The organism is Actinocorallia libanotica (assembly GCF_039525175.1).
In the GTDB taxonomy this organism is placed as follows: domain Bacteria; phylum Actinomycetota; class Actinomycetes; order Streptosporangiales; family Streptosporangiaceae; genus Actinocorallia; species Actinocorallia libanotica.
The window spans coordinates 1-10,792 of record NZ_BAAAHH010000078.1 but is presented as its reverse complement, the minus strand read 5'-3'; the positions used below and the strand labels follow the sequence as shown (position 1 = coordinate 10,792).

General features: G+C 74.5%; 13 protein-coding genes. 11 read left to right on the top strand and 2 right to left on the bottom strand.

Annotated features, from left to right (window positions below):
* From ABD140_RS39180 to hisF, 5 genes are all read left to right on the top strand, one after another.
* A partial coding sequence (locus ABD140_RS39180) for a hypothetical protein (protein ID WP_344248006.1) occupies window positions 1–248 on the top strand: 248 nt, incomplete at its 5' end.
* A gap of 94 nt (window positions 249–342) precedes the next feature.
* Window positions 343–1,182 (top strand): oxygenase MpaB family protein, encoded by an 840-nt coding sequence (locus tag ABD140_RS39175; RefSeq protein ID WP_344248004.1) that lies wholly within the window; start codon window positions 343–345, stop codon window positions 1,180–1,182.
* A gap of 61 nt (window positions 1,183–1,243) precedes the next feature.
* Entirely contained in the window at window positions 1,244–1,963 is a 720-nt protein-coding gene (priA, locus tag ABD140_RS39170; protein ID WP_344248002.1) for a bifunctional 1-(5-phosphoribosyl)-5-((5-phosphoribosylamino)methylideneamino)imidazole-4-carboxamide isomerase/phosphoribosylanthranilate isomerase PriA, read from the top strand.
* A complete protein-coding gene (locus ABD140_RS39165; RefSeq protein ID WP_344248000.1) occupies window positions 1,960–2,352 on the top strand; it encodes a RidA family protein in 393 nt (130 codons plus the stop codon). The genes priA and ABD140_RS39165 overlap by 4 nt, the downstream gene beginning before the upstream one ends.
* Window positions 2,349–3,110, top strand: a complete 762-nt coding sequence (gene hisF, locus ABD140_RS39160; RefSeq protein ID WP_344247998.1) for an imidazole glycerol phosphate synthase subunit HisF — start codon at window positions 2,349–2,351, stop codon at window positions 3,108–3,110. The genes ABD140_RS39165 and hisF overlap by 4 nt, the downstream gene beginning before the upstream one ends.
* 50 nt (window positions 3,111–3,160) lie before the next feature.
* On the opposite strand, the gene ABD140_RS39155 is transcribed toward hisF, so the two are convergent.
* Both ABD140_RS39155 and ABD140_RS39150 read right to left on the bottom strand, forming a co-directional pair.
* Window positions 3,161–3,499 (bottom strand): hypothetical protein, encoded by a 339-nt coding sequence (locus tag ABD140_RS39155; protein ID WP_344247996.1) that lies wholly within the window; start codon window positions 3,497–3,499, stop codon window positions 3,161–3,163.
* A gap of 138 nt (window positions 3,500–3,637) precedes the next feature.
* The gene (locus ABD140_RS39150; RefSeq protein WP_344247994.1) at window positions 3,638–4,879 is read right to left on the bottom strand and encodes a hypothetical protein; all 1,242 of its coding nucleotides are present in this window, start codon (window positions 4,877–4,879) and stop codon (window positions 3,638–3,640) included.
* Between the two features lie 155 nt (window positions 4,880–5,034).
* On the opposite strand from ABD140_RS39150, the gene ABD140_RS39145 reads away from it, so the two are divergent.
* From ABD140_RS39145 to ABD140_RS39120, 6 genes are all read left to right on the top strand, one after another.
* Complete coding sequence (locus ABD140_RS39145) at window positions 5,035–6,843, top strand: ABC transporter ATP-binding protein (protein WP_344248008.1); 1,809 nt, start codon at window positions 5,035–5,037, stop codon at window positions 6,841–6,843.
* Window positions 6,840–8,621 carry an ABC transporter ATP-binding protein gene (locus ABD140_RS39140; RefSeq protein WP_344247992.1) on the top strand — a complete coding sequence of 594 codons (1,782 nt, stop codon included), beginning with the start codon at window positions 6,840–6,842 and terminating at the stop codon, window positions 8,619–8,621. Before ABD140_RS39145 ends, ABD140_RS39140 begins: the two co-directional genes overlap by 4 nt.
* A gap of 400 nt (window positions 8,622–9,021) precedes the next feature.
* Window positions 9,022–9,228, top strand: coding sequence for a cold-shock protein (locus ABD140_RS39135; RefSeq protein WP_106398542.1), 207 nt, complete (start codon window positions 9,022–9,024; stop codon window positions 9,226–9,228).
* Window positions 9,229–9,333: 105 nt separating this feature from the next.
* Window positions 9,334–9,735, top strand: coding sequence for a phosphoribosyl-AMP cyclohydrolase (gene hisI / locus ABD140_RS39130; RefSeq protein WP_425544211.1), 402 nt, complete (start codon window positions 9,334–9,336; stop codon window positions 9,733–9,735).
* Complete coding sequence (locus ABD140_RS39125) at window positions 9,732–10,349, top strand: Trp biosynthesis-associated membrane protein (protein WP_344247986.1); 618 nt, start codon at window positions 9,732–9,734, stop codon at window positions 10,347–10,349. Before hisI ends, ABD140_RS39125 begins: the two co-directional genes overlap by 4 nt.
* Window positions 10,350–10,404: 55 nt before the next feature.
* The coding region (locus ABD140_RS39120) for a response regulator (RefSeq protein ID WP_486303358.1) at window positions 10,405–10,792 on the top strand (388 nt) is incomplete at its 3' end.

The following is a 10,792-nucleotide window of genomic DNA, read 5'->3' as shown; positions in this document are numbered from 1 at the left end:
CCAGGGCGGAGCGGGAGGCGCGGCGGCGCGCGCGGTGGAGCGGGGCGCGCGGGCTGCTGCCGAAGGCGGCTCCGGGTCCGGCCGCGCGCAGGAGGCGCAGGCGGGCGGCGGTCGCCGCGGCGGTGTTCCTGGGCGTCCAGGGCGCGGCCTGGCTGCTGGGGGCGCCGCCGATGGCGCGGTTCGGGGTGCTGGTCGTCTCCGCGCTGGTCTTCCCGGTGGGGCTCTTCCTGCTCTTCGACCGGCGCTGACCGGCGCCGATCCGTGCGACATTGAGACACTCTTTATTCTTTGTCTCACTTCCGGTACCGTCGTGAGCCATCACTTGCTTGGTGGAGGTGGGCCATGGCCGGGACCGGTTCGATGCTGCGCAGGTACGCGGGGGACTTCAGGGTCCTCATCCCCGGGACGAGCGCGGGGATGATGCAGCTGCTGTACCCGCCGCTGGGGGCGGGCGTGGGCGAGCACTCGGACTTCTTCCACGACCCGTTCGGGCGCATCTACCGGTCGATCCCGCAGATCTGGGCGACGATCTTCGAGCCGGACGCCGCCGCGCGGGCCGTGCGGGTCCGCGACCTCCACACCGGGATCAAGGGCGGCGAGGGCGCCGGCCGCTACCACGCGCTGGACCCCGAGACCTTCTGGTGGGCGCACGCCACCTTCACCTGGGAGGTCTTCCGGTCGGTCGAGCTGTTCCACCCCGAGACCCTCACCGCCGAGGAGGAGGAGCGGCTCTACGCCGACACCGTCCAGTGGTACGAGCGGTACGGGATGAGCATGCGGCCCGTCCCCGCCGACTACACCGCGTTCCGGGCGAAGTTCCACCGGATCTGCGTGGAGGACCTGGCCCTCAACCCGGTCGCCGAGCGGGCGCTGGACATCGCCCTGAACGGGCGGGGCGTCTCGGTGCTGCCGGGCGCGCCCGCGCCGGTGGGCAGGCTCGCCTCCCTGGTGGCCGAGCCGTCGGCCCGGTCGTCGGCCTTCGGCTGCCTGCCGGAGATCGTCCGCGAGCGCTTCGGCATCCCCTGGGGCCCGCGGGACCAGATCGTCTTCGCCATGCGCCGCCAGACGATCCGCCAGGGCTGGGAGGCGGTGCCCGAGCGGGTCAACCGGGCGGCGCTGCGGAGCGTGCTGCGCTACATCGGCAGCGCCACCCGGGAGCAGCGCTACCGGCCCGCGGCCTGAAGGCCCCCGCGGGCCCCGGGCGTTCCCGCCGGTCAGCGCGCGGCCGGTAAGGTGGTGGGCCATGACCCTGACGCTTCTTCCCGCCGTTGACGTCGCCGATGGCCAGGCCGTTCGCCTGGTGCAGGGCGAGGCCGGCACCGAGACCTCCTACGGCGCCCCCCTGGACGCCGCGCTGGCCTGGCAGAGCGCCGGCGCCGAGTGGATCCACCTCGTCGACCTGGACGCCGCCTTCGGCCGCGGCTCCAACCGCGAGCTGGTGCGCGAGGTGACCGGCCGGCTGGACGTCAAGGTCGAGCTGTCGGGCGGCATCCGCGACGACGACTCGCTGCGCGCCGCCCTGGACACCGGCTGCGCCCGGGTGAACATCGGCACCGCCGCGCTGGAGAACCCCGAGTGGTGCCGCAAGATCATCGCCGAGTTCGGCGACCGCATCGCCGTCGGCCTGGACGTGCGGGGCACCACCCTGGCCGCCCGCGGCTGGACGCAGGAGGGCGGCGACCTCTGGGAGGTGCTGGCCCGCCTGGAGGAGGACGGCTGCCCGCGCTACGTGGTCACCGACGTCACCAAGGACGGCACCCTGCGCGGCCCGAACGTCGAGCTGCTGCGCGAGGTGTGCCGGCGCACCGACAAGCCGGTCGTCGCCTCCGGCGGCGTCTCCTCCCTGGAGGACCTGCGCGTGCTGGCCGCCCTGGTGCCCGAGGGCGTCGAGGGCGCGATCGTCGGCAAGGCGCTGTACGCGGGCGCCTTCACCCTGGAAGAGGCGCTGGAGACCGTTCGATGATCGAACGCATCTCGTCCGGCGGCCCCTGGGAGGAGGCGTTCGGCTACTCCCGCGCCGTGCTGGCCGGGGACATGGCCTTCGTCGCCGGCTGCACCTCCGTGGTCGACGGCGAGGTCGTCCACGTCGGCGACGCCTACGAACAGGCGCGCACCGCCTTCCAGGTGGCCCTGTGGTCGCTGGAGCGGCTGGGCCTGTCGGCCAAGGACGTGGTGCGCACACGCATGTACGTGACGGGCGCCGAGCACGCGGAGGCCGTGGGACGCGCCCACGGCTCCCTGTTCGGCGACGTCCGCCCGGCCTCCAGCCTCCTGCTGGTGGCCGGTCTGATCGACCCGCGCATGCTGGTCGAGGTCGAGGTCGACGCCTACGCGGGAGAGCTGCTCACATGACCGTCGCCATCCGAGTGATCCCCTGCCTGGACGTGGACGCGGGCCGTGTCGTCAAGGGCGTGAACTTCCAGAACCTGCGCGACGCGGGCGACCCGGTGGAGCTGGCCCGCCGCTACGACGCCGAGGGCGCCGACGAGCTGACCTTCCTGGACATCACCGCCTCGTCCGGCGACAGGTCCACCACCTACGACGTGGTGCGGCGCACCGCCGAGCAGGTGTTCATCCCGCTGACCGTGGGCGGCGGCGTGCGCGCGGTCGAGGACGTGGACAGGCTGCTGCGGGCGGGCGCGGACAAGGTGTCGATCAACACCGCGGCGATCGCCCGGCCGGAGTTCCTGCGCGAGGCCGCCCACCGCTTCGGCTCGCAGTGCATCGTGCTGTCGGTGGACGCCCGGCGCGGCGGGGACACCCCCTCGGGCTTCGAGGTGACCACCCACGGCGGCCGCAAGGGCACCGGCATCGACGCGATCGCCTGGTCGCGCGAGGCCCAGGAGCTCGGGGTGGGGGAGATCCTGCTCAACTCCATGGACGCCGACGGCACCAAGAACGGCTTCGACCTGGAGATGCTGGCCCGGGTCCGCGAGGTGGTCTCGGTGCCGGTGATCGCCAGCGGCGGCGCGGGCGCGCTGGAGCACTTCGCCCCGGCGGTGGACGCGGGCGCCGACGCGGTGCTGGCGGCCTCGGTCTTCCACTTCGGCGATTTGAAGATCTCCGAGGTGAAGGACGCGATCAGGGGAGCCGGGCACCCGGTGCGCTGAGGCGGACGGGCTGGCCGCCGCGGCCGGCGCGGCGGCTCTCCTGAGCGGCCTCAGCCGCCGACGTTCGTGGTGATCTCGACGACGACCTGCTCCTGGGTGATGGACTGCACCCGGACGTCGAACTCGCCGGAGGACTGCTCGTTGTCCAGCGGCACGGTCAGCTCCTGGCCGCCGATCTTCAGGGTGACGGTGGTGTCGGTGGCGGAGACGAACTCGGCGTTCACCCCCAGGACCTCGGCCTTGGCGTTGACGCCGCGGTCGAAGGTCACGGTGCACTTGCCCTGGGCGATGTTGCAGTCGGCGTTCTCGCTGCTGCACGCCGCGGTCGTGGCCAGGGCCAGCGCGAGCAGGGGGGTGGCCAGGAGGAGGCGCGTCTTGGAGGAGATCATGCGAGCAGTGTAGGGGCGGCCCGGCCGCCCGGACATCGCCCTGCGGGACCACTTCGCACCTCCCTCGGGGAGGAGGAGCCGCCCCCCGGCCGACACCTGGCGACGATCTTCCGGGGGTTCGCGCGGGAGACGCGGGACTCAGGGCTCCGTCCGGTCCACGGCGGCCGAGACCACGCCCGGCTCCTCCGCGGCGCAGGCGGCCAGCCGGCGCAGCCGCAGCCGGTTGTCCTCGGTGAGCGGGGCGGCGGCGGCCCCGATGCGGCGGGCGTCGTCCTCGCAGTCCCACAGGGCCTCGGTGGCGTGGGCCTCGGCGGTGTGCGGGGCGGTGCGCAGCAGCGCGGTGAGCAGCCTGGGCCGCAGGTAGGCGTACTCGGTGGCCGACCAGGCGTCCTTCAGCAGCGGGACGGCCGCGCCCGCGCGCAGCCTGCCCAGGCCCTCCACCGGGCTGGCCGCGGCGCCCCAGCTCCCCGACGCCAGCGCCTCGGACAGGTCGTCCAGCAGGATCGGCACGTCACGGGCCGTGCCGTGCCGCGCCAGGATGTCGATGCCGATCTCGGCGCAGCCGGGCACCCCGCCCGCCCAGGCCCGCGCCCGGGGCAGCGCCTCGGCGCCGTACTCGCGCAGCGCCCGGCAGATGACGCCGCGCCAGCGGCTGGGCCGCTCGGGCAGGAACTCCTCGGCCAGGTCCAGCAGCGCGGGGCTGCGGCGGCGGCCCAGCTCCAAGATGGCCTCCACCGAGGCGTCGGAGCGCTGGTGGACCAGGGCGGCCAGCTCGCCGTCCGAGCCGGTGGGGCGGTGCTGCTCCCGGGGGTGCGGGGGCGGGCTGGAGCGGCGCGAGCGGACCGCGTCGGCGATCACGGTGTGCTCCGAGGCCCACTGCCGGATGACCGGGTTGCCGGGATCGTCGACGAGCCAGTGCAGGTCGTCCTCGTCGCAGCGGGCCGCCGCGACCGGCCCCAGGCCGTGCACGAGCGCCGGATCGCCCAGGGAGACCAGGGCGTCCAGCGCCTCGAACCACTGCGCCCCCTCCTGGGCGTAGCGCCGCAGCGGGGTGGCGGCCTCGCGCCTGCTCAGCCGGACGAGGTCGGCCAGGACGTCGATCGCCAGGGAGACGCGCCAGTCGTCGGCGGAGGAGTCGTCCTCCGGGGCGAACAGGTGGTCCGCGACCGGATGGACCGGCAGCTCCAGATCCACGAGCAATCGTGCGTAATAGAGGCTGCGCGACTCGATCTGGCGGTCCCAGCGTGGATCCCTGCGTATGCAGTCGTAGACGAACTCGCCCGAGCCCCGGATCTCGGCGGCGCGCCGCGCGGCCCTGCCGAGGCCGCGTTGGAGCTGTCCGTGCAGCGTGGTGACGGGGTGAATAACGTTGGCATCCACCCAGCCAGCATGCGCAGGCGAGGACGGCGGGGGCAAGTGCCTTTTGATACGGGAATAACTGTCGGCCTCCGGTGGTAGGCATGGGGGTCGCTGTTGTTCACATTGGGAGATATTTCGTGCCGGAACGGGTCGACCCCCAGATCCTGCGCGCGGGGATGCGCGTACTCGGCGTGGCCATCCGCGCCGAACCCCTCGTGTTCACCCTGTCGGTGCTGGCCAGCGCCCTGTACGGGGGCACCACGGTGGCCAGCGCCTGGGTGCTGGGGCGGGTGACCCAGGAGGCGATCCTCCCGGCGTTCGAGCGCGGCGACGCCACCGGGGGCGCGCTGATCGCGGCGGCCGCGGCGATCGTCGGGGTGGCGGTGCTCAAGGCGCTGGGCGTGGCGGGCCGGCGGTTCTGGGCCGGCCTCATGCAGTACCGGATGCAGGCCGCCTACCGGCGCGCGGTGACCCGCAGGTACCTGGAGCTGCCGCTGGCCTGGCACCAGCGCCACCCCACCGGCCAGCTGCTGTCCAACGCCGGCGCCGACGTCGAGGCGGTGTGGGCGCCGATCGCGCCGCTGCCGATGGCGGTCGGGGTGGTCTTCATGCTGGTGACCGCGGCCGCGGCGATCCTGGCGGTCGACCTGCCGCTGGCGCTGATCGGCTTCCTGATCTTCCCCGCGGTCGCCGTGCTCAACTACCTCTACCAGCGGCGCCTGGGCCCCCGGGCGGCGCTGGCCCAGCAGCTGCGGGCCCAGGTCAGCGAGGTCGCCCACGAGAGCTTCGAGGGCGGCCTGGTGGTCAAGACCCTCGGCCGGGAGGACGCCGAGACCGAGCGGTTCGCCGCCCAGGCCCGCCGGCTGCGCGACGCCAACATCGAGGTCGGGCGGATCCGCGGCCTGTTCGACCCGGTGATGGAGACGCTGCCCCGGCTGGGCGTGCTGGCCGTGCTGCTGGTCGGCGCGGTGCGGCTGGACTCCGGGGCGATCGACTACGGCGAGCTGGTCCAGGTCAGCTATCTGTTCACCCTGCTGGCCTGGCCGATCCGGGCGCTGGGCTGGGTGCTGGCCGAGCTGCCGCGCAGCGTCGTCGGCTGGGAGCGGGTCCGCGCGGTCCTGGACGCCGAGGGCTCCCTGCCGTACGGCGCCGCCGGGCTGGACGCCGCCGGGGCGGGCGGGCTCAGGGTCGAGAACGTGCGGTACGGCTACGGCGAGGACGCCGGGGGCGAGGTGCTGGAGGGGGTGGACTTCACCGTCGAGCCCGGCCGCACCGTGGCGGTCGTGGGCCCCACCGGCTCGGGCAAGTCCACCCTGGCGGCGCTGCTCGTCCGGCTGGTCGACCCCGCCGAGGGCGCCGTCCTGCTCGACGGCGTGGACGTGCGGGAGCTGGCGCCCGGCCAGGTGGCGGGCTCGGTGTCCCTGGTGCCCCAGGAGACCTTCCTGTTCGACGACACGGTGCGCGGCAACCTGCTGCTGGGCCGCGACCTGCCCGACGAGGAGCTGTGGGCGGCGCTGCGCCTGGCCCAGGCCGACGGCTTCGTCTCCGGACTGCCCGAGGGCCTGGACACCCGGGTCGGCGAGCGCGGCGCCACCCTGTCCGGCGGCCAGCGCCAGCGCCTGGCGCTGGCCCGCGCCCTGGCCCGCCGCCCCCGGCTCCTGGTGCTGGACGACGCCACCTCCAGCGTCGACCCGCGGGTGGAGGCGCGCATCCTGCGCGGCCTGCGCGACACCCGCTCCAGCGTGGTGGTGATCGCCTACCGCAAGGCCACCATCGCCCTGGCCGACGAGGTCGTGCACCTGGACCGGGGCCGGGTCGCGGGCCGCGGCGCCCACGCCGAGCTGTTGGAGCGTTCCCCCGGCTACCGGGACCTCGTCAACGCCTACGAGCAGGCCGAGCAGGAGCAGGACGCGCAGGAGCGGGACGAACAGGCCGGGGGCGCGCAGCGGAGCGCGCGGGCCGCGGACGAGGACGTGACGGCATGACGATGTTGAACGAGGCGGTCCTGCACGAGGGCGCCCTGGCCACGGCGCGGCGCGGGCTGCGGATGACCCCGGAGTTCCGGCGCGGCCTGGCGCTCACGCTGGCGCTGGCGCTGGTGGCCACGGCGGGCCGGGTGGTGATCCCGGTCGCGGTGCAGCAGGTGATCGACCACGGGCTGGGCGCCGCGGGCGGGCCCGACCTGGGCTACGTCCGGACGGCGGTGGGAGTGTGCGCGGTCGCCGTCCTGCTCACCGCGGTGGCCGCCTACCTGATGAACGTGCGGCTGTACCGCAGCACCGAGACGGGGCTGGCGTCGCTGCGGGTCAGGGCCTTCCGGCACGTGCACGACCTGTCGATGCTCACCCAGAGCACCGAGCGGCGCGGGGCCCTGGTCTCCCGGGTCACCGCCGACGTCGACCAGATCAGCCAGTTCATGCAGTGGGGCGGGCTGATGCTGCTGGTCTCCACCGCCGAGGTCCTGGTGGTGACCGGCCTGATGGCCGTCTACTCCTGGCAGCTGACCCTGCTGGTGTGGGTGTCGTTCGTCCCGCTGGCGCTGGGGCTGCGCCTCATCCAGCGCAGGATCTCCAAGGCCTACCTGACGGTGCGCGAGCGCATGGGCGACCTGCTGGCGGTGGTCGGCGAGGCCGTGGTCGGCGCCTCGGTGATCAAGGCGTACGCGGCCGAGGAGCGGACCGCCGAGCGGGTGGACCGGGCGGTGGAGCGCGGCAAGCGGGCGCAGACCAGGGCGCAGGCGCTGGTGGCGATGACGTTCCCGCTGAGCGAGGTCGTCGCCGCGGTCGCCACCGCGGCCGTGGTCGTCTGCGGGGTGCTGCTGGGCGTGGGCGGCACGCTCAGCGCCGGCGAGCTGGTGGCGTTCATGTTCCTGGTCACCCTGTTCGTCAGCCCGATGCAGACCGCGACCGAGATCCTCAACGAGGCGCAGAACGCGGTGGCGGGCTGGCGCCGGGTGCTGGGGGTGCTGGACACCGAGCCGGACGTCGCCGATCCGGGGGAGGACGGGCGGACGCTGGAGCGCGGCCCGGTCGCGGTGCGCTTCGAGGAGGTGGCCTTCGCCTACCCGGCGGGGCCGCCGGTGCTGCACGGCGTGGACGTGGAGATCGCCCCCCGCACCCGCGTCGCGGTGGTGGGGGAGACCGGCTCGGGCAAGACGACCTTCGCCAAGCTGCTCACCCGGCTGATGGACCCGGTGGAGGGCACCGTGCGGATCAACGGGGTGCCGCTGCGCGAGGTCGCCTTCTCCTCGCTGCGCGAGCGCGTCGTGATCGTCCCGCAGGACGGCTTCCTCTTCGACGCCACGCTGGCGGAGAACGTCCGCTTCGGGCGTCCGGACGCCACCGACGAGCAGATCGCCGCGGCGCTGGAGGAGCTCGGCCTGGGCGACTGGCTGGCGGGCCTGCCGCGGGGCCTGGCGACCCCGGTCGGGCAGCGCGGCGAGTCGCTGTCGGCGGGCGAGCGCCAGCTGGTGGCGCTGGCCCGCGCCTACCTGGCCGACCCGGACCTGCTGGTGCTGGACGAGGCGACCTCCGCGGTCGACCCGGCCACCGAGGTGCGGCTGCAGCGCGCCCTCGACGGGGCGACCCGGGGCCGCACCGCCGTCTCGATCGCGCACCGGCTGTCCACGGCCCAGGCCGCCGACGAGGTGCTGGTGTTCGACCGCGGCCGGATCGTGCAGCGCGGGCCGCACGCCGAGCTCGTGGCGGTGCCCGGCGTGTACGCCGACCTGCACGCCTCCTGGACGGCGCAGCGCGGGATGTGACGCGAGGCCCGTACGTCCCGATGCGGACCTGAGGCCGTGTCGTGAGCGCCATGTGACCAGGGGCGTGTCCTGTGCGGGGACGGGCGATCGATTTGCCTAGTATTCGTCCGGATACGCCGCGAATTTATGGTCCTGTCGCCGGTCTCGGTGAGCAGGGGAAAATCCCTTACCCAGCAGGGGTTTTCCCCCTCGCGGATCTTGTCGGGGCGGTGCTATTCTCCCCTCGGCGGTTGCAGTCGTGGTTCGTTCAAGTGTTTACCGGTGGTAAAGCGCCCGCGCGGACGATGACAGCGGGCGTCTTGGCTTTCCCGGGGACGGTACCCGGGGGCGAAGACCCCCCGTGTAGGCCGTGGTGGGGCCACGAGGTGTGGCGCCGTGTTTTGCCGCAAGGAGAAAGACCATGCCCCAGCAGGGCACCGTGAAGTGGTTCAACGCCGAGAAGGGCTACGGCTTCATCGCCGTGGACGGCGGAGGACCCGACGTCTTCGTCCACTACTCGGCGATCCAGAGCTCCGGCTACCGCAGCCTGGACGAGGCCCAGCGCGTCGAGTTCGAGGTGACCCAGGGCACCCGGGGCCCGCAGGCCGACCAGGTCCGCCCCCTGTAAGTCCCCCCTCAGCCGGTACATCACATGAGCCCGTCCCGTCGACCCGGGGCGGGCTTCGCGCGTCCGGCGCCTCCCGGTGCCCGCCGGGGGAGCGGAGGCGGCAGAATGGAGGGCATGTCAGCGCAAGGGCCCGCGGCCCCGAACTCCACAGCACTCGACCCGAAGATCGCCGCCCGCCTGAAGCGGAACGACGAGGGACTCGTCCCCGCGATCGTCCAGCAGCACGACACCCGCGAGGTGCTCATGATGGGCTGGATGGACGACGAGGCGCTGCACCTCACCCTCACCACCGGCCGCTGCACGTTCTGGTCGCGCAGCCGCAAGGAGTACTGGATCAAGGGCGAGACCTCCGGGCACTCCCAGTGGGTGAAGTCCGCGGCCCTCGACTGCGACGGCGACGTCGTGCTGGTCCAGGTCGACCAGGTCGGCGCGGCCTGCCACACCGGCGACCGCACCTGCTGGGACGCCGACGACCTCGGGGCCGTCGTGGGAAGCCGCCCGGAATGACCGCGCCCGCGCGGGAGGCCGGTGCGAAGCCCGCCTCCCGCGGCCGGGAGGCGCTCCTGGCCGCGGGGGTCTGCGCGGCGGGAGCCGTCCTGGTCGTCTACGCCTCCGGCCGCACCTGGGCGACCGTGGACCCGGCGGCGCAGGGCGCCGAGAACCTCCAGGTGGCCGGTGAGGCGCTCGCCGCCACCGGGTCGCTCGGCTGGGCGTCCCTGGCCGCCCTCGCCGCGCTGGCGGCCACCCGCGGCCGCGCCAGGATCCTCGTGGGCGTCCTCCTGGCCCTCCTGGGCGCGGCGGTCTGCGCGCTCTCCCTGGCCGCCGCCGACGGCGCCTCGGTCGCCCGCGCCGCCGCCGAGGCCTCCGCGCTCTTCAACGCCGCCGACCCCCACACCGTCACCACGACGGCCTGGCCCCTGTGGTCGGCGGCGGGCGGGGTCCTCACCGTCCTGGCGGGCGTGTTCACCGCCGTCCGCGGCCACCGCTGGCCCGGCATGTCGGCCCGCTACGACCGCGGGTCCAAGGCGGGCGGGCGGGTGCGCGCCGAAGACCCCGCCGCCCTGTGGAAGTCCCTGGACCGCGGCGAGCACCCCACCGCCGCCGACCCCGAGGAGCACTGAGATCGCCACCCCCGAGTCGGGCGGCACCGTCCTCGTCGTCGAGCACGACCCCGACGTGGCGGCCCTCCAGCGGCTGTACCTCGCCCGCGAGGGCTACCACGTCGTCGTCGAGCCCGACCGCACCCGCGTCCTCCACGCGATCGCCGAGTCCCGCCCCGACGTCGTCGTCCTCGACCTCTCCGAGCTCCCCCCGCCGCTGACCCCCACGGAACTGCGGCGCCGGGTCACCGACGCGGCGCGGCCCGCGCCGGTCATCGGCGTCGTCCCGCCCGGCCCCACCGCCGCCGCGCCGCCCGGCCGCGCCGCCGCCGAGAAGCGCACGGTGCCCCGGCCCTTCAGCCCCCGCACCCTGATCGCCGCCGTCGCCGGGGCGCTGCGCGCCAGCGCCGCCGCCACCGCCGCCGCCCGGAAGTCCACCGCCAGCAGCAGCGCCCCCAGCAGCG